General features: G+C 41.5%; 16 protein-coding genes. 13 read left to right on the forward strand and 3 right to left on the reverse strand.

Annotated elements, in window-relative coordinates; translation table 11 throughout:
- Positions 1–23 precede the first annotated feature (23 nt).
- Together FW757_RS21525 and FW757_RS21530 are read right to left on the reverse strand one after the other, a co-directional pair.
- A complete protein-coding gene (locus FW757_RS21525; protein WP_149981897.1) occupies positions 24–581 on the reverse strand; it encodes a DJ-1/PfpI family protein in 558 nt (185 codons plus the stop codon).
- A gap of 129 nt (positions 582–710) precedes the next feature.
- The gene (locus FW757_RS21530; RefSeq protein WP_446441677.1) at positions 711–1,595 is read right to left on the reverse strand and encodes a LysR substrate-binding domain-containing protein; all 885 of its coding nucleotides are present in this window, start codon (positions 1,593–1,595) and stop codon (positions 711–713) included.
- Positions 1,596–1,709: 114 nt separating this feature from the next.
- On the opposite strand from FW757_RS21530, the gene FW757_RS21535 reads away from it, so the two are divergent.
- The 6 genes from FW757_RS21535 to FW757_RS21560 all read left to right on the forward strand — a co-directional run bounded on the left by FW757_RS21535 (position 1,710) and on the right by FW757_RS21560 (position 6,672).
- Complete coding sequence (locus FW757_RS21535) at positions 1,710–2,339, forward strand: NAD(P)-dependent oxidoreductase (RefSeq protein ID WP_149981895.1); 630 nt, start codon at positions 1,710–1,712, stop codon at positions 2,337–2,339.
- A 474-nt stretch (positions 2,340–2,813) separates the two neighbouring features.
- A complete protein-coding gene (locus FW757_RS21540) occupies positions 2,814–3,740 on the forward strand; it encodes a GGDEF domain-containing protein (protein ID WP_182798054.1) in 927 nt (308 codons plus the stop codon).
- 17 nt (positions 3,741–3,757) lie between these two features.
- Positions 3,758–4,474, forward strand: a complete 717-nt coding sequence (locus FW757_RS21545; RefSeq protein WP_149981893.1) for an SIR2 family NAD-dependent protein deacylase — start codon at positions 3,758–3,760, stop codon at positions 4,472–4,474.
- A 35-nt stretch (positions 4,475–4,509) separates the two neighbouring features.
- A complete protein-coding gene (locus FW757_RS21550) occupies positions 4,510–5,307 on the forward strand; it encodes a response regulator (protein WP_446441678.1) in 798 nt (265 codons plus the stop codon).
- 272 nt (positions 5,308–5,579) lie between these two features.
- Positions 5,580–5,996, forward strand: coding sequence for a hypothetical protein (locus FW757_RS21555; RefSeq protein WP_182732112.1), 417 nt, complete (start codon positions 5,580–5,582; stop codon positions 5,994–5,996).
- A gap of 139 nt (positions 5,997–6,135) precedes the next feature.
- Positions 6,136–6,672: a hypothetical protein gene (locus FW757_RS21560; RefSeq protein ID WP_145242050.1), complete on the forward strand. Its 537-nt coding sequence runs from the start codon at positions 6,136–6,138 to the stop codon at positions 6,670–6,672.
- A 136-nt stretch (positions 6,673–6,808) separates the two neighbouring features.
- Here FW757_RS21560 and FW757_RS21565 read toward each other — a convergent pair whose 3' ends face one another.
- Complete coding sequence (locus FW757_RS21565; RefSeq protein WP_182732113.1) at positions 6,809–9,748, reverse strand: TonB-dependent receptor; 2,940 nt, start codon at positions 9,746–9,748, stop codon at positions 6,809–6,811.
- Positions 9,749–9,949: 201 nt separating this feature from the next.
- On the opposite strand from FW757_RS21565, the gene FW757_RS21570 reads away from it, so the two are divergent.
- From FW757_RS21570 to FW757_RS21600, 7 genes are all read left to right on the forward strand, one after another.
- Positions 9,950–11,197 (forward strand): amino acid deaminase, encoded by a 1,248-nt coding sequence (locus tag FW757_RS21570; RefSeq protein WP_182760366.1) that lies wholly within the window; start codon positions 9,950–9,952, stop codon positions 11,195–11,197.
- Positions 11,198–11,209: 12 nt separating this feature from the next.
- Entirely contained in the window at positions 11,210–12,061 is an 852-nt protein-coding gene (locus FW757_RS21575) for a MurR/RpiR family transcriptional regulator (RefSeq protein ID WP_145242044.1), read from the forward strand.
- A complete protein-coding gene (locus FW757_RS21580; protein ID WP_257326829.1) occupies positions 12,061–13,533 on the forward strand; it encodes an N-acyl-D-amino-acid deacylase family protein in 1,473 nt (490 codons plus the stop codon). Before FW757_RS21575 ends, FW757_RS21580 begins: the two co-directional genes overlap by 1 nt.
- Positions 13,526–13,909 carry a RidA family protein gene (locus tag FW757_RS21585; protein WP_404687954.1) on the forward strand — a complete coding sequence of 128 codons (384 nt, stop codon included), beginning with the start codon at positions 13,526–13,528 and terminating at the stop codon, positions 13,907–13,909. Before FW757_RS21580 ends, FW757_RS21585 begins: the two co-directional genes overlap by 8 nt.
- Before the next feature lie 160 nt (positions 13,910–14,069).
- Positions 14,070–15,518 (forward strand): sodium:solute symporter family protein, encoded by a 1,449-nt coding sequence (locus tag FW757_RS21590; RefSeq protein WP_257326831.1) that lies wholly within the window; start codon positions 14,070–14,072, stop codon positions 15,516–15,518.
- Positions 15,511–16,452: a PfkB family carbohydrate kinase gene (locus FW757_RS21595; protein ID WP_182732114.1), complete on the forward strand. Its 942-nt coding sequence runs from the start codon at positions 15,511–15,513 to the stop codon at positions 16,450–16,452. The genes FW757_RS21590 and FW757_RS21595 overlap by 8 nt, the downstream gene beginning before the upstream one ends.
- Positions 16,445–18,763 (forward strand): family 20 glycosylhydrolase, encoded by a 2,319-nt coding sequence (locus FW757_RS21600; protein WP_404675578.1) that lies wholly within the window; start codon positions 16,445–16,447, stop codon positions 18,761–18,763. The genes FW757_RS21595 and FW757_RS21600 overlap by 8 nt, the downstream gene beginning before the upstream one ends.
- Positions 18,764–18,803: the final 40 nt, after the last annotated feature.

Consider the following 18,803-nt stretch of genomic DNA (forward strand, 5'->3'; position numbering starts at 1 on the left):
CTCTTGATGCTGCTGAACTGCGATTATAGCAAGGCTACAAACTGTTTTAACATGGCAGGGTGTGCAGGCCATGCTGGTGCTGTTACTAGTTTGCCATCGGTAATGGCGCCATCCATTGGTAATTCAACGTACTCGGCACCCGCCATTTTCACTTCAGGTTGGCAAGCAGGGTAAGCGGATACTTTTTTACCTTCAATAACTCCTGCCGCTGTGAGCAATTGCGGGCCGTGACAAATAGAGGCAATGGGTTTATCCGCTGTAGCAAAATGCTGAATTATTTCAATTACTTTCGCGTTTAAGCGTAAATACTCAGGGGCACGGCCACCGGGTAAATACAGGGCATCGTAATCAGCGGCATTAATATTGGCAAATGTCGCGTTTAGCGCAAAGTTATGACCGCGCTTTTCAGTATAGGTTTGGTCGCCTTCAAAATCATGAATTGAGGTGGCGATAGTATCACCTGCTTTTTTATCAGGACATACAGCATCAACTTGGTGACCCATCGCCAATAATGCTTGAAAAGGCACCATGTTTTCATAGTCTTCTACAAAGTCACCGGTGATCATAAGTACTTTAGCCATGTTCTGCTCCAGATATTAATTGTGCGTAAACGTATCAGAGTGGAGATTAAGTGCACTCTAATACAATGAGCTCCTAGTAAAACATACACTAATCAGTAACGGGTAATATTCTAATACTACACAGTCATTTTATAGGATATCTTGTTGCCATCGCAGCGCTAAAAAATCAATAAACGCTCTGACCACATTTTGTTGATAATGACGAGATAAATACACAGCCCATAAATGCTGGCCAGGTGATGAAAAAGATGGATTCACTTTAACCAGTTTACCTTGCTCTAAATAGCGATTTGCCAAGTCACACGGCAAATTTGCGATCCCCATTCCTTTGATTGCTGCTTTTAGTAGCACAGACATATCATTAGCATTAATACTGCCTTTTACGGTGACTTTTTCATCCTCGTTATCACTAATAATATGCCATGTTGAACTACCGCTATGCACTAAACAATTGTGTTGCAATAAATCTTGCGGTTTAGTGATTGGACTGTTGTTCGCCAAATAAGTTGGGGAGGCGCAAATAGCCGTATTGATATACATAAGCTTACGCGCAATTAATTGCTCATCAGGCTCATGAGTATAGCGCAGTGCTATATCTACTCGCTCATCAACCAGTTGTGATAACCGATCTGAGAGTACTAGCTGAAAATGAGTATTTGGGTGTATAGCAACAAATTCTTCAATTGCATCAAACAACAGATTTTGGCCAAGTCCAATAGGGGCTGCGACTCTAATGGTACCAACCAGCTCGTTATTATGGTTATGTGCTCTACTTTCTAAATCCAATACGGTGCTGAGTATTTGCTTACAGTAGGCAAGCGCTTCTTCGCCCTGATTGGTTAAGCTGACTTTACGGGTGGTGCGGTGAAATAATCGCAAGCTCAGCCACTGCTCAATGTCTTGTACGTGGCGGGTGACTTGTAAGCGGCTGAGCTCTAAGTGAGCAGCTGCTTTTGTAAAGCTGCCACTGCGGGCGACTTCAACAAAGCTTTGGATTGCAGTTATCTTATCCATTAGCATCCTAAGGTGAACTAATGTGTATCTATAAGGTTTATTTATCATCAATTAATGAGCAAGTAAACTGATTACATCAACTCAGATGATTAATACTTTTTTAAGGATACAGACATGAATATTACTATTTTAGGCGCAACAGGTTGGATTGGTAGCCACATCATGGCGCAGGCAAAAGCTAATGGTCACAATGTGACGGCGGTTGTTCGTGATGCGGATAAGGTGACTGACGGTACAGCGGTAGAAGAGTTTGACTTACAATCTCAAAATGACATTGCAGAAGTATTAACGAACGCTGATGTGGTGATTGCCTCAATCGGTGGACGTGCAGCGGGTAACCATGAATTAGTTGCGCAAACGGCCAAGCGTTTATTAACTGCACTGTCAGGTAGCAGTACTCGTTTACTGTGGGTTGGTGGTGCAGGTAGTTTAGAAGTTGCGCCTGGTGTTACGTTAGTGTCATCGCCGGACTTTCCTGCTGAATATAAAGATGAAGCGTTGGCGCAAGGTGAGGCTCTCAGTGTATTTAAAGCAACAAACACAACCACACAATGGACGTTTGTAAGCCCTGCCGCGGTTATTTACCCTGGCGCAAGTGAAGGTCCGTATCGTATTGGTGGCGATGCGTTTTTTACTAATGAACAAGGTGAAAGCAAAATATCAGTGACTGATTACGCGATTGCTATGCTGGATGAAGTGCAAAATGCCGCGCATATTAATCAACGTATGAGCGTCGCTTATTAAGGGTTTTTCGCAGGGCTTACAAATAAAGTATGATTATTTAATGATACTTTTGAACCCACTTTTATCCTTTGCATTAACCAGCTTTAACCAGCTTTACCTGAGCCTTTTGCAACTTAGGTAAAGCTAAATCTAAAGGTTATTGCTAATGAGCAGCCGATTTTTTGAAGCAATGATATGGCAAAACCTATTTGCTCAGCTTAGTAATACCAGGATGTTATTCGCGTGTAAGCTTACTTTTAGCAACTATTTATTACTTTCACTTTTACAATGATCTCATGTCTAGACTATATTTGAACTGGTAACTGATTAATTATTTTAATTTTAGTGCAATCTTACAATCAGTTTTTGCATGCAAAGATTGCCTTTACTATTGATAAGTGATGCATTGTATTGATGATTAGCTATTCTGATATGGCCGAACGAAAACTTATTATTAGGTTCTTTTCCGTAATAGGTACGTTGACAACGCTTTGTATGGCAATAATCGCTTTGTTTAATAATCAATCTACTTTGGTTTACCCTCTATTAGGCTCATCAATTTTACTTGCTTCCCCTTTTTGCCTTGGTGATAGAGTCGAGATTTCCTCTTTAATTGTTTTGTATACTTTATATGCTTTAATGATTTATTTAGTACTTACAGGAGGGAGCCATGGTACTGGGCCTATTTGGATTTTTATTGTATCTCCGGTAACCTTTTTTGTGCGTGGTTTTAAACGGGGAATCATTGATTTAATTATTTTTGTAATTTGCGTAACTGGCGCCTTTTATTTATCGAGCTACTTTAAATTTTACAGCGGTTACTCGGTTTATTTTCCAATTCGTATTATTGCTTCTTTTATAATTGTTGCGTTATTGAGTGGCTTTTATGAATATTTTCGGCAAATGTATAGCCACCGTTTGATTGAACTTGTACATAAAAATGAATATTTAGCGACTCGCGACCCTTTAACAAACTTGCCTAATCGACGTTATGCTATGGCGGAACTCGAGCAATTTGATGCCCAGCTGCAAACTGGGAGTATTATCATTGCGGATGTAGATAATTTTAAGGATATTAATGATCAATATGGTCACTCAGTTGGCGATGAAGTACTAAAGCACCTTGCTGATTTATTTGTTGCTCAGTTAAGTGAAAATGATATGGTGGCGCGCTGGGGCGGTGAAGAGTTTTTATTTTTTCTACGCCATAAAAATAAACAACAAGCGACACAATTTGCCAACGATATTCATTATGCTTTATCACAAAATCGTTTAGATATTGGTGTAAACCAGCTGGCTGTTACAGTGAGCATGGGGATCAGTAAACTAACTGCGGATGTGCCGATTGATAAAGCGATGCACAAAGCGGATGAATTGCTTTATCAAGCAAAGAAGCAAGGCAAAAATCAAACGTGTGTTTAGCGCTTATTGGGAACGCTATGAATACATTATATATAACCGGAGCCGGTGTGAGTGCCGCCAGCGGCATTCCTACCTTTCGAGGTGAAGATGGGTTTTGGACTATTGGCAGTAAAAACTATACGCCAATGGAAATGGCTACGCGTGCTATGTATGAAAACAACCCACGGGAGTTTTTAGCTTGGTATTATCATCGCTTTGCTACTTATCGCAACCACGGTCCTAACGAAGTTCATCAGTGGTTGAGCGATAAAAACCTGATCACACAAAATATTGACGGACTAGATGGCAAAGCAGGCAATAAAAACTATATCGCCATTCATGGCCGGCTTGATCAAATGACTTTGTTTCATCATCAAGGCGATGATGTGAAAGCGCATACGACACCGTGGGATAATGTAGACGAAAGCCGCTTACATGAGTCACTGCTTGAGCTGTTTAACATCGAAAACCAGCAGCCAGTGGTGGATCAATCTTTAAAGCCTTTTGTGTTGCTATTTGATGAATATTACACTGAACTTTATCGTATTAGCGAAGCACAACAGCGGATGCTTGATGCCGATAAAATCGTTTTTATTGGCACTTCGTTTAGCGTCAATATTACCCAAATGGCGTTAGAAGTGGCACGCAATTACGATATCCCAATCGAAATCGTTGATCCAGAACCTGCGCATGTTATGTATAGTAATGTGAGTTATCATAAAATGACTGCATTAGACTATATTCAACGTAACTAAACGTAACTAAACATAGCAACACTGAAGAGATTTAAATGAAAGACTTAACAGCAATAGCCAATTTATCAATATTATTAGTAGAGCCTTCAGATGTTCAGCAAAAGCTTATTATAAAGTCACTTACTCAATGCGGTGTGTCACAAATTGAAACTGCTACTTCTCAAGCGCAAACGTTAACAATGCTGGAGAATTATCAACCGGATTTGATTATTAGCAGCATGTATTTTTCTGATGGTAGCGCTGACTCTTTATTGCAAAAAATCAGAGTAACCCCTGGTATTGAGCATCAAGCTTTTATGCTGGTATCAACAGAGCGCAATAAAACCTATCTTGAACAGTTAAGGCAGTCAGGGGTATTAGCTATTTTACCAAAGCCATTTAGCGCTGAGGCAATTACGCGTGCGTTAAAGGCAACCTTAGATATCATCACTGAAGAAGAAGTTGAGTTAGAGCATTTTGATGTAACGCTATTGCGTGTCCTTGTGGTTGATGACAGTCGTTTTGCACGCAAGCATATTATTAGGGTCTTGGCTGGAATGGGAATACCGGCGCCTGTAGAAGCCGAAAATGGCAAACAAGCGATTGACCACCTTAATAGTCAATCATTTGATTTAATTGTTACTGATTACAATATGCCAGAAATGGATGGCAAAGAGCTAACGGAGACCGTAAGAAGCTCGAATGCTTACTCGCATATTCCTATTTTGATGGTGAGTTCTGAGGCAAACGACACTCATTTAGCTAATATTGCTCAAGCTGGTGTAGATGCTATATGTGACAAGCCATTTGAACCTGCCACAGTAAGAGAGCTGCTATTTAAAATAATGTCTTAGATATTAATGGCTTAATAGTAATCTAGGCTGCTATTAAGTCTCGTAATTAAGAAAAGTAATTCTGAACACTAAAAAGACATAGTTGTTGTCTTTGCTAATGAAGTCATGTTTAAGCGTCAATATTCATCAAATTACACTGGAAGTTGCAAGCAGTTACGATATCCTTGATATATGTTTGCTCCAGCGTCAGCGCAAATGTGAGTTATAAAGAATGCTGGTATTGCAGTGCTGCCAATAGCTAACTCCAAGTGTATGTAAAGGAATACGTTGATATGCAATACATTGAGTATACTACAATACTTGCCGTGATATTTATCAGTGGTTGCAGTGATATTAAAATAGAGAAGCAGTGCTTTGAGCCCATTCATTATCAAGCAAATAAATTATTTCAAAGTAGTGAAATTCGTGTCGAACCTATATGGTTTGGCCATCCTCGAAACGACTACTTAAAAGATCACAACGTAGAGGGTCATCTCAGCCCTTACGGCGGGTTTGAAAAGATATCAGCCTCTAGTCAGCTTACTCTTACCGGAAATATATATAAGATAACGCCAAATATAGGTGAGCGTTATATTGGCAGAAATTCAGAGTATCTTTTATTTGAAGTCACAGTTGATGCAAAAAAGTATGTGATTTCTGATCAGATCCCTGAGCATATCCTGCTACCTTTACGGTGTTTTTTTAATTAATGCCGTGTCTATATAGATAATGTTATTTCGTTGGCTGCTAGTGGTGCTTATCTTGTCACCTACTCGCATAGTTAAAAACATGGAAAGTCGTTGTTCAAAAATTTAATTTAATTTAATTTAAATAAGGAAATGTTTAACAATGAAGTATTTTAAAACCCCTGAATTTTTGCATGAAGTGTTTGGCGAAAAACAATCGATTTTAGAGATCACCGGTACTATTTTGTTTGCTTTAGTCGGCAGTTGGGTTATTTATTCGGTTGCGGAGATTAAACTCGATAATTGGCGAGCAATCTTAGCTTTTATATTAATTGCTGACGTATTAGCAGGATGTATTGCTAATTTCACTCTTGGTACCAATGAGTTTTACACAAAGCGTCCTAAAAATAGGCTGATTTTTATTGCCATTCACGTTCATATAATAGTGATTGCGTGGTTACTTTCACAGCCACTAGATACTGCACTGCTTATGTGGGCATATACGATAGTGGCAGCATCTGTTGTTAATGCGTTACATGGTAAATCAATCCAGGGTTTTATTGCTGCAAACTTAATGTGTTATGGCATCTTTTTGTTGATTTACTTATCGCTGCCAACGTGGTTTTTGATGGTGAGTCTATTTTTTATGATCAAAGTTTTATTTAGTTTTGCTGTTGATCACTATCGGCAATCAGCCTAGATGAATCCACTTAGGTATAAAAACCAGTACAGCTTAATTAGCTGTACTGGTTTGCTATTTGGCAAAAAAGCTTATTTAAATAATGCTAAGTCTTTTTATCTCCTGGGCAGAAGTGTGCCAAATGTGTTGTTAAGCGTTAAAAACGGGTACGAATACCAAACGTAATACGACGCTCAAAGATATTTTGGGTGATCACATGATCAGACCACTGTGCGTAAATATCTTCTTTTTCTTCGGTTAGATTGCTCACTGAGGTATAAATGCTCATATCTTCAGCAAATTCATAGCCGGCATACATATCAAAGTACAAAGTGCTATCGGTCCAAAATGGCATTACCCCTTCGCCCATTGGCGAGCTTAAGCTGTCTAAGCGATCACTACGGTAGTTGGCTGCAAGACGTAGTTGTAATGGGCCTTTTTCGTACCAAAGTACAGCATTGGCTGATTTTTCTGAGTTATCTTGAATTGGTAAACTTTTGCCATAAACATCAACGTTAGCGCTGTCACTTGGCGCATAAGTAAAGTTTAGTGATGAGCCTAAGCCATCAAATGGCGCTGGTAAAAAGTCAAATGCTTGCTGATAAACAACTTCAAAACCTTTTATGTCACCACCTTGGCCATTTATTTCAGTGGTTACAGGTACTTCACGGCGAATAATGCCATCAATATCAGGCAAGCCTTGCATGACAATACCGTTTTCAACAAATGACTCTATGTCCATTAAAAAGGCTGAAATACTTAATAAACCGCTGTCATTAAAATACCACTCAGCAGATAGGTTATAGTTAGTTGCGCGCCATGGTTCTAGATCAGGATTACCATTTTGGCGACCTTGTACTGCCACTAATAAGTCAGGGCTTACTCCAAGCTCAGCGGCAAGTACATCTCCGGCTCGGGTACGACCAACACTTATACCACCAGCAAGCTTTCCAATATCGAGCGTGGTCATTGTTTTACCGTAACCTGCACGTAGGATCACATCTTCGGTTAGGTTTAAATTAAAGTTCATTGATGGTAAAAAATCTGAGTAATCTCTGTTTAGCCATTTTTCACCGGTTTTCTCACTGGCAGTACACAACGAACAAGGACGCGCAGAGCCTAGTTGATTTTGCAGCATGTCGAGTTCGGTTTTAATATATTGTGCACCGATATTTGCGGTATAGCTCAAATCACCCAATTCACCAGCAAAGTTTGCTTTAAAGTAAGCTGTTTGAGTTTGTTCTTTTACTTGGTAAGTACGTGACGGATTAGCTAATCGTTTGTTACCCGGGTAAATTGCATTTTGAAATGCCATTGGATCGTCCATTACTTTAGGATCGATTAAGTAAAAACTATGCCCAGTGCCACCTGGCCCTAAACCATTGACTTGGTTGACCCAACCATCGGGCATATCACTAAAGAAGTTAGTTTTCCCTATGGTTAAATCACCACCTGCTACGCTATTTTCACCGTCGCCATTGGTATCACCTAATGATGCGCCGGAATCTTTCCACATCACATCGGCACTAATATTGCCGGTGGTAAATGGTGCAACGAGAATATAGGTTTCGCGCTCTACGTCTCGTTTTGATGCCCGCAGACCAAAATCAAGATTCTGTAGGTGATCTGTCTCAAAGGCATAATGGCCATCAATACGGGCAACATCAAGTGTGGCTTGTTCTTCAAAGTTATTTTCAGAGTAGGTTGAAACGAGATTATATTGGCTTATATCATTACCAAAGCCTTCTGCAAAACCAAGGGTTAAATATTCGCCGCTGCGAGAAAAGCTCACATCAACTTCTTCTGGGCCATAGCCATTGGGGTTAACTGGCGTAATACCATCACCATGATTTTTTAATAAACCATGTTGTGCGCCTGAGGTTAAAAAGCCGTGGGCCACATTTTCAGTATGGCTTCGCTCTGCAGAGCCATGAATATACCTAAATTCACCAGAGAGTGGGCCATCACCTTGGTATTCGAATAAAAAGCTAGCATTGGTTGATTCACGGTCGTTAGTTAAACTTTCAGAGTAGGCGCTTACCCGACGAACTTTTAAGTTAGCATCGTTGACTGTGTATATTTGTCCGCCCCGATCATTATCTAAGCGAGGAATAAAGTTATCAGAATACGCCCAAATAGAACCACGGGCATTATCAACCATCACCCCTTGCTTACGATCGGCGTCATCCATTTTTGTATAAAACAAGTCACCAGTAAAAGTTAGTGTGTCGGCAATTTGATATTGAATGGTAGTGTTTAGGCCAAGGCGATCACGCTCTGTTTCTCGGTCCATCACGCCATAAAAACGTTGGCTGTAAAAGCTGTCGTTAAAATCGCCATCACCGTTAAAATCGCGGTCGGTTTCATTTTGCACTTCTGAAGAGGTTAAAATTGTGCCATTACGGTAATTCGCTAAGGTGCTTTCGTCATAAGCGGCAGTAACAATAATGCCAAATTTGTCATTGTTATATCCGGCAAAGGCTACCAGTTTAGGGTCGGTTTGCTCTGATAAACTACCACGGGTTGCTTCTCCTGTGAGTGAGAAGGTTGTGCCTTGGTCAAGATCAAATGGTCTACGTGTTTTTAAATCTAAAGTACCTGAAATGCCACCGGCCAAGGTGTCGGCTTGAGGTGATTTAAGCACATCAATCCCTGATAGCAGCGCCGCTGGGACATCAGTGAAGTCTGGTTGTAATGTTGTAATTGAACCTGCACTTAAGAATTGTTCGCCATTGAGCAAAGTGGTTACTTGCGGCATACCGCGAACGTTAATGGTTGAGCCCTCACCCGCAGAGCGGCGAATTTGTATGCCTGGGATACGTTGCAGCGTATCGGCAATGGTTACATCAGGCAATTTACCAATATCTTCCGCGGTAATAGAATCCATTACTCCAGTACTAAAGCGTTTGTTGTTAATATCTTGTTTGTTACTGGCGGCAATACCGCGCACTTCAATAGTTTCTATGTCGTCATTTGCTGTCTGTGCTTGGTCTGCGGCAAAAACGCCAAAGCTGGTATAGCCACATACAATAGCGGCGACGGTTTTTGCTATTAGGCTCCTATTTAAAGTGGGTTGGTGACGGTTTTTAATGCTCATGCTGATATACCTCATCCTGTAGATTTAAAAGTTAATTATTATTTCCCGTTAATTTGTAACAGGTGTTGACTACTTAGTTGTTATTAATTAACATCACTTTCAAACAAAATGCAATAACAATTACATTAACATTTGATAATTTTTTGATTTTTAATCCAACGTTGCTATCTAAGGTAATGATTTAAAATAAGAGTTTTATTTATGGAAAAGTTAGCCATGAAACGCGCCGCAAAAATTTATACTATGAATAAAGGCTTAGGCAACAGCGAAACGATCATACAAGGTGATTGCAATGTTGCTAAGCAGCAGGTGAGTCTTCCTTGTGCGTGTATTTATCAAACGCGTTTAGATAATAACATTGCATGGATGGCTGAGTTCGCCAAACAAAGTCAGGTGGAGTTTTCACCGCATGGTAAAACCACCATGGCACCGGATATTTTTAAAAAGCAATTAAATGCAGGTGCTTACGCGATCACCATTGCAACTGTGCAACAAGCAGTGGTAGCAGCACAAGCTGGCGCTAAGCGCATTATCATGGCGAACCAATTAGTTGGTAAAGCCAACATGCAGCAGCTTAGCTATTTATTAAAACAGTATCAGGTTGATTTTTATTGTTTAGTGGATGATGTTAGCAATGTAACAAGCCTTGGTGAGTTCTTTAGTAAGCAAGGCATACAAGTTAAATTATTTATTGAGTTAGGTGTGCCAGGTGGACGTTGTGGTGTAGTTGATGAAAAAAAGCTCCAACAATTGGTTGCGCATATTAAGCAGTTTTCTTCATTACAGCTTGCGGGCATTGAAGTGTATGAAGGAGTGTTGAGTACACAAAGTGAAGTGACTGCATTTTTAACGGATGCGGTAACAACATGTAAAGAGTTGATTGAGCAGCAGGCTTTTGCCACAGAACAAGTAATTATTACCGCAGGTGGCTCAGCGTGGTACGACTTAGTCTGCGATGCTTTTGCACCTAGTAACATGCTCGATAACATGGTGCCTGTGATCCGCCCTGGCTGTTATGTCGCTCATGATCAAGGGATTTATGGCCATGCGCAGCAACAGATTCTAGCGCGTAATCCGTTGGCGTGTAATATTGGTAGCGATTTACAATCATGTTTAGAGGTTTGGGCATATGTACAGTCATTGCCAGAACCGGGACGAGCAATTATTGGTATGGGTAAGCGCGATGTGGCATTTGATGCCGGGCTACCTATTGCGAATTTACATATTGACCAACACGGTGTTGTTACTAAAGCAGGTGCTGATTGGCAAGTTGAAAAAATAATGGATCAGCATGCCATGCTGCGTGTTGATCAAAATAGCCACTTAAAAGTCGGTGATATTATTGCCTTTGGGACTTCACATCCTTGCCTGACATTTGATAAATGGCGTTATATTAATGTTATCGATGATAATTATAACGTTGTTGGTATCTTTGATACGTATTTTTAGGAGAGTAGTTAATTGGATATTGTTTCACGAATTAAAGAGCGTTTAGGCCATTTACGACAATCAGAGCAACTCGTTGCACAATTAATTTTAGCCGATCTGCAATATGCAGCATCGGCAAGTATAAGTGATTTAGCACAGCGCGCAAAAGTCAGTCACGCATCTATCACTCGGCTAGCAAAAGCGCTGGGCTGCGATAATGTGCGTGATATGAAACTACAGCTTGCACAATCACTGGCAGTAGGAGAGCGCTTTATTAGTGAAAATGCCTCTGTACGTGAAGATATTCCAGCTATATACAAAGCAATACACGATATTCTCGATATTAATGCCGGATTAATTGAACAGTCGCAGATTGAAGAAGCAGCTCGCTGTATTGCTGAAAGCCGTCATACGTTAATTTTTGGCGTTGGTGGGGGTAGCTCTGTAGTTGCACAAGAATGCCATAACCGCTTGTTTCGACTGGATGTACTCAGTAACGCTTACAGTGATCCGGTGATGATGAGAATGACTGCCGCCAGTGTTGATATCAGTGATGTGGTGGTGGTGTTATCGCTTACAGGCTTAGCAAATGACTTAATTGATGCGGCAAATATTGCCAAAGATTATGGCGCTAAAGTGATTGCGGTTTGCCCAGAGAGTGCGCTTGCTGATATCGCAACGATTCACTTACCAATTAAAACTAACGAATCAGATTACATTTTTACGCCCAGCACAGGCCGTTACGCGATGCTTGCTGCAGTAGACATATTGGCAAGTGAAGTGGCTATTTTAACGCAGAAAAAATCTCGCGAAAAACTTCGTCGCATCAAACATGAGTTAGATGAGTATCGTCAAGGACCAGACAGAGCACCACTAGGAGATTAATGATGCGGCACGATATCTCGCAATCAGCAGACACAATCATTTATCAAGCAAAAGTATTTGATGGTTTAGGCAATGCGCCTCAGTACATGGATGTCGCAATTAAAGGTGAACATATTGTCGCACTCGGCGAGTTATCACAGTGGCAGGCAACACACACAATAATGGCCAATGGATTATGCCTAGCCCCGGGGTTTATCGATGTACACACCCATGATGATCTTGAGTTGTTAAGAAACCCAGCGATGGCAGCGAAAATAAGTCAAGGGGTGACAACGGTGATCACCGGTAATTGTGGGATCAGCGCGGCGCCGGCAAAACTAACTGCAGATGCGCCGGATCCAATGAATCTGCTGGGTGAAAAAGCAGAGTTTACTTTTGCACAGATGCGCGATTATATCGATGCATTTAATGTACAAAAAGCCAATGTGAATGTTGCAGCATTGGTAGGGCATACCACATTGCGCAATAACGTTATGGATGACTTATTACGTCCAGCGACGCTTGACGAAATTGCCGCGATGCAATTGCAATTGGATGAAGCCATAACCCAAGGTGCCCTCGGTTTGAGCACTGGGCTTGCCTATCGCAATGCACAGTGTGCACCTGAACAAGAGGTACAGGCATTTGGCGCTATCTTACAAAAGCATGATGCTTTATATACCACCCATTTACGCACCGAGTTTGATGCCGTGCTTGAGGCGATGGATGAAGCGTTTGCTATGGAGCAAAAGTTTGGCATTAAAGTGATTATTTCCCACTTGAAGTGTGCAGGTAAAAATAACTGGGGACGCGCCCCAGAGCTGTTAGCAAAATTTGCAGCACAAGGCGAGCACTCAAAATGTAGTTGCGACGCATACCCGTATGCGGCCAGCTCCAGTACCTTAGATTTGAACCAAGTGACTGACGACTTCGATATTTTTATCACTTGGTCTGATGCCCACCCTGCAATGGCCGAGCAATTACTTGCTGATATTGCTAAACAATGGGACGTCAGTTTGCTGGATGCTGCTGAAAAACTGCAGCCGGCTGGTGCTGTGTACCATGGGTTAAATGAAGACGATGTAAACACTATTTTAGCGTTTGATAAAACCATGATTGGTTCAGATGGTTTACCGTGCGATCCACACCCACACCCTCGGTTATGGGGCTCATTTCCCCGAGTGCTGGGTCATTACAGCCGTGAACAAGGAATTTTTTCATTAGCAACTGCGATTCATAAAATGACAGGCTTAAGCGCGGCTAACTATCGGTTGGCAAATCGTGGAGTGATCAAAGTAGGCAACTTTGCCGATTTGGTGTTATTTGATGCCAATGAGATTATTGATAACGCAACATTTGTTGATCCAGAGCTGGCGGCTTCAGGAATTCATCGTGTCTGGACCAATGGCCAAGCAACCCTTATAGATAAACATATTCTACCTGCATATTCAGGTAAATTTTTAACATCCCTAGGAGCAAGTAAAGATGATTAGACGAATTGGTATTGAAGGCGGTAAAGGTACCGGTGGTCAGCACTTACCGTTTGCACGCGCAGTAGAAGCGGGTGGTTGGCTGATGGTATCTGGACAAACCCCAATGAAAGATGGAGAAGTGGTTGAAGGGGGGATTATTGAGCAATCAGCACTGGCGATTGAAAATTGCCTCGAGATTATGAAAGAGGCCGGTTATGAGCTCAAAGATGTGGTGCATGTTACTGTTATTTTAACTGATTCTCGTTACTTTCAGTCGTTTAATAAAGTGTTTAAAGAGTATTTTGGCGCTAATCCACCGGCACGTATTTGTGCGGTCGCGGATTTAGTCGTCGATTGTAAAGTTGAGGTGGATGTTACTTGTTATAAGGCACCTTAAGATTTTGTCAGTAGCTGAATGACAGCGCTGACATTTACACCTAAGAGCACACAAAATAATAACCGCTCTTAGGTCAGAATAATAACTAACATCAACCACGTAATTAATAATTAGAAGTGCTGTTACAAAGCGCAGCGTGGATTGTGGAGCAGGGTGTCTTATGAAGTGGCAATTATTAATGGCCTTTTTAGGCTACTTAGGATTTATGATTTGGTTTGGTTGGTGGGTAAGCCGAAATTCTAAAGGTGGCGATGACTTTTTACTGGGGGGACGTAATTTACCGTTTTTTCTTACTTTAGGTACTACAGTTGCCACTATGGTAGGAACAGGATCATCAATGGGGGCTGTCGGGTTTGCTTATTTAAATGGCTGGGCTGGGATGATCTATGGCCTTGGTGGTGCTGCGGGAATTTTATTATTAGCAAAATTATTTGCGCCAGTGCGTGAACACCAATTCATGACTATGAGTGAAGAAGTATCATACTATGTGGGAGCACATCCACTCGTTAAGAATACCATCGCAATATTTATTTTTGTCGCCAGTATTGGTTGGTTAGGAGCGCATATTCTGGGCGGTGGTATGTATTTAGCATGGCTTACTGGGTTGTCGCCATTTTCGGCAAAACTTATTATTGCACTGGGCTTTAGTATTTACGTGGTGATTGGCGGTTATGTTGCTGTGGTATGGACCGACTCTATTCAAGCATTGGTGTTATTTGTTGGCTTTTTCTTGATGGCTGGGGTCGCTCTTTATGAAGTGGGTGGCTTGGCTGAGATGGCCAATGCGCAACCTGCGCTTAACCAAAGCTTTTTATCATTGGATAAAATAGGTGCAGTGCATGGCTTATCATTGTTTTTCGCGGTGTTAATAGGCGTCTTGGTTGCGCCATCATTTCGCCAACGTATTTATTCTGGCAAGCATGTTAAAAGTATTCGTCAATCGTTTTATTTATCGGGTGGCTTGTATTTAGTATTTGCCATAGTACCTGCCATTATCGGTATGGCAGCTTATGCACTGAATCCTGCTTTAGAGAACAGTGCATTTTCTTTCCCTTTTATGGCGTTTGAATTATTACCTTTTGGCTTGGCAGCGCTGGTTATTATTGCTGGCCTTTCAGCCACGATTTCCAGTGCTAGCTCAGATGCGATTGCAGCTGTGAGTGTATTAATACGTGATCTGTATAGTTTAGTATTCAAACGAATGCCCCACGCTAAAGATGTTGTATTACTTTCGCGGATGGGCTTAGTGATGACGATAGGCATTGCGTTATTATTGGCGTTATTAACTAACGATGTGATTGGTTACATTACAAATATGATCGCCACTTTAATGTCAGGTCTATGTGTATGCGTGTTATTTGGTCATTTTTGGCCACGCTTTAATTGGCAGGGGGCCATTACTGCTTTATTGGTTTCGCTGTTGGTTTCGTTGGCGATTATTTTAACGCCAAATTGGCTGGCTTATTGGAGTAACCCAATTATTCCGGCCACTTTAGGCTCCGCTTTATTAGCTGCTATGGTAACTTTGTTTACCCCAGTTCAAGTGTGCACATCTGCACAAGCATTAGCTATTTTAAAAGCTCAACGCGAGGAAATGCAACATGATTAAGATTGCATTTTTTGGTGAAGCGATGCATGAACTATCTACAAATCAAGAGCTTAATTTTGGGGGGGACACCTACAATACGGCAGTTTACTTTAAACGTCTTATGGGAGAACAGGTGCATGTTTATTTTATATCTGCCATTGGTAGCGACGAACTAAGTAAGCAAGCTAAGGCTAGGTGGCAGCAGCAAGCGCTTAAACTCGATTTTTTACAATATGCAACAAATCATACTTTAGGCGCTTATGGTATTACGCTTGATGCTAATGGCGAGCGAGTTTTTCATTATGATCGAAAAAATAGCGCTGCCAGAGAGTATTTTAAGCTTGATAGTCAACATCAATTCTTAACTGCATTGCAGCAGCAACAGTTTGATTACCTTTATTTTTCAGCTATAAGTTTAGCAATTTATGATGACCCAACTAAACAGCTATTAATGACTGCTATTGCACAGTTCAAGCAAGCTGGTGGCATCGTTATTTTTGATAGTAATTATCGCCAAGTGCTTTGGCAAAGTAATATGCAAGCACACTATTGGTTTCGCCAAGCCTTTTTAGTTGCAGATATCATTTTTGTTACCAACGACGATCACTTTGGTGTGTTTGGTGATTGTGAACAACAGCAGTTGGTCGACTTTTATCGGGCATACCCACAAGCGTTGCGAGTGATTAAGCAAGGGCTGGATGACACCATTGTGTTACAGCAACAAACAATTAATTACTATCCAGTAACCGCAGTCGCGAAGGTAATTGATACTACCGCGGCTGGAGATGCGTTTGCAGCGGGTTTTTTAGCTGAACAAATATTAGCGAGTCCTTGTGCAATTGCAGTGCAGACTGCCCAGCAACTTGCGGCTCAAGTGATCACCGCCGCAGGGGCAATTGTCGCTACGACAGTGACTCTCAAAGCAAGCAAACAACAGGAATTAAACAATGCATAAAATTATTCATTTTATGATGGGGGCAATGCTACTGAGCAGCTCTTGTTATGCTTTTTCTGCGCCCGCCACCGAAGCGCTGATGCCAATGCCTAAAGAGGTGCAATCATTGGCTGGGAGTACTACCTTTGAAGCAACTCTTAAGGTATTTATACCTAAAACGCAGCACGCTATCGTCCTGCCTTTATTAAATAGTTCGTTGTTTGCTACCCAATTTCAGCATCTACAAGTTACGCCAAGAGCGGCTGCGCAATTACACATTAATATCACGCAAACAGTGAGCGAGTTACCTTATTTAAATATGGATGAAAGTTACACGCTAACTATTGCAGATAATAAAATTGACCTAACGAGTGCTAATCAATACGGCATGCTTAGAGGATTGGCGACTTTATCGCAGCTATTATTTAGTGCTAAGCAGCCGCTACAAGTTAATAATCTAATTATTACGGATGAACCAACTTATCCGTGGCGTGGTTTATTATTTGATGGCGTGCGTCACTTTTTGCCAATTGCAGATGTAAAACGGACATTACGTGGCTTGGCTTCAGCCAAGTTTAATGTGTTTCACTGGCACTTAACCGATGATCAGGGCTGGCGAATTGAGCTAAATAGTTACCCTAAACTACACCAGCAGGCATCCGATGGTCTTTATTATACTCAAGCACAAATTAAAGAGGTGGTTAGCTATGCGGCAAAGTTAGGTATTCGGATGGTGCCAGAGTTTGACGTTCCGGGTCATGCCAGCGCGATTATACTTGCGTATCCTGAACTTGGTAGCGGAACTCAATTAACTCAGATGGAGCGACGTTGGGGCGTATTTAAACCGTTACTGGATCCAAGCAACCCTGAGGTTTATAAATTTGTTGATGCAGTAGTCGCCGAGCTTGCGGGTTTGTTTCCTGATCCGTATTTGCATATTGGTGGCGATGAAATTGATGATACTGATTGGCAAGCCAATAGTCATATTCAAGCTTATATGCATAAGCAAAAACTGGCTGATAGCCATGCATTACACGCCTACTTCAATCAACGGGTTGCTAAAATATTAGCAAAATACAATAAGAAAATGATTGGTTGGGATGAGGTATTACATCCTAATTTGCCTAACAACACCTTAGTGCAATCATGGCGTGGTCATCATTCATTGGCGGCGATCACTGAGGCCGGTTTCGATGGTTTGTTATCAAGCGGGTTTTATATTGATCAGCCGCAGTGGACGAGCTATCACTATCGTAATCATCCGCTGCCGCCGGCGAAACCCGCAGTAACGGCGAAGACTGTAATCGGACATGTTGATTTTACCCTCACACGCATAAAAGGCAGCGCGGTGACTGGCGATATTACTGTCTTTGCAAGTGATCAGTCTCGTATGCAAGCAATTGTCAACATCGCGGGTAAAGGGGCATTCATCACTGATAAAGTGACTAAAATAGCGAATAACTATCAGGTGCTTATTGATACTTGGCTTGGGCCAACTCAGCTGACATTTCGTTTAACGCAGGCTAGCAAAGATCCCGCATTCGTGGGTAATACTCCTTATGTGTTTAGGGCAAATGTCGGTGGTGAGATACCTCTGGTGCAGTTGAACCAACAACTAAAACATCAGCAGCAACGAGCCAAGCTAGGTAATGTATTGGGTGGTGAAGCAACTATTTGGGCTGAGCTTATCACCTCTGATAATTTAGATACGCGTATTTGGCCAAGACTCTATGCAATAGGAGAACGTTTTTGGTCACCTACTAGCTTAACGGATGAGCGCAGCATGTACACTCGGCTTGCGCTAATGGACCAATACGCCGATGAACAGTTAGGCTTACTACATCAACAGCAGTTTATTCAACGTTTAGAGCAGCTACCAGAGGTTTCAAGCAGTGCGCTTAACGCGTTACTTACTTTTAGTCAGCTGATAGAGCCCGCACACTATTACACGTTGCATCATTTAGCGTTTCTAAGCGATGATTACCATCAGTTAGCGCCACTGGATAAATTAGTGGATGTTTTACCGGTAGAGAGTTTAACCTTAAAACAATTTGATTATGCGGTGGATGATTACCAACAACAATGTGATCGCCAACAACTTACCGCATTGCAAAGTCAGCTAGTAATGTGGCAGCAAGTACTTACTAATAATCCGCAGGTATTTTTAGCAGTTAATGAGTGGCAAGCAAGCTATTTGGCAATTGTTGATGCTCTGCAAAATAAAGATGCGTTAAGTGAGTCGCAAGTTATCGAGATCAATCATGGTACGATTGCGCAAGTTATCGCATCAATTAACCGATTAAAACAGGCGCGTTTAAGTTGCAGTAATTAATTTACTGCTTGGATCAAATTAAATGCCCTGTTAAGGGCAT

This window comes from Pseudoalteromonas sp. 1181_04, assembly GCF_052850545.1.

Bases quoted from the DNA above. Each gene is read 5' to 3' on its own strand.
- FW757_RS21550 (WP_446441678.1), top strand. From the start codon at position 4,510: ATGAAAGACTTAACAGCAATAGCCAATTTATCAATATTATTAGTAGAG.
- FW757_RS21580 (WP_257326829.1), top strand. From the start codon at position 12,061: ATGATGCGGCACGATATCTCGCAATCAGCAGACACAATCATTTATCAA.
- FW757_RS21600 (WP_404675578.1), top strand. From the start codon at position 16,445: ATGCATAAAATTATTCATTTTATGATGGGGGCAATGCTACTGAGCAGC.
- FW757_RS21535 (WP_149981895.1), top strand. From the start codon at position 1,710: ATGAATATTACTATTTTAGGCGCAACAGGTTGGATTGGTAGCCACATC.
- FW757_RS21595 (WP_182732114.1), top strand. From the start codon at position 15,511: ATGATTAAGATTGCATTTTTTGGTGAAGCGATGCATGAACTATCTACA.
- FW757_RS21555 (WP_182732112.1), top strand. From the start codon at position 5,580: ATGCAATACATTGAGTATACTACAATACTTGCCGTGATATTTATCAGT.
- FW757_RS21565 (WP_182732113.1), bottom strand. From the start codon at position 9,748: ATGAGCATTAAAAACCGTCACCAACCCACTTTAAATAGGAGCCTAATA.
- FW757_RS21570 (WP_182760366.1), top strand. From the start codon at position 9,950: ATGGAAAAGTTAGCCATGAAACGCGCCGCAAAAATTTATACTATGAAT.
- FW757_RS21525 (WP_149981897.1), bottom strand. From the start codon at position 581: ATGGCTAAAGTACTTATGATCACCGGTGACTTTGTAGAAGACTATGAA.
- FW757_RS21590 (WP_257326831.1), top strand. From the start codon at position 14,070: ATGAAGTGGCAATTATTAATGGCCTTTTTAGGCTACTTAGGATTTATG.
- FW757_RS21585 (WP_404687954.1), top strand. From the start codon at position 13,526: ATGATTAGACGAATTGGTATTGAAGGCGGTAAAGGTACCGGTGGTCAG.
- FW757_RS21540 (WP_182798054.1), top strand. From the start codon at position 2,814: ATGGCAATAATCGCTTTGTTTAATAATCAATCTACTTTGGTTTACCCT.
- FW757_RS21560 (WP_145242050.1), top strand. From the start codon at position 6,136: ATGAAGTATTTTAAAACCCCTGAATTTTTGCATGAAGTGTTTGGCGAA.
- FW757_RS21530 (WP_446441677.1), bottom strand. From the start codon at position 1,595: ATGGATAAGATAACTGCAATCCAAAGCTTTGTTGAAGTCGCCCGCAGT.
- FW757_RS21545 (WP_149981893.1), top strand. From the start codon at position 3,758: ATGAATACATTATATATAACCGGAGCCGGTGTGAGTGCCGCCAGCGGC.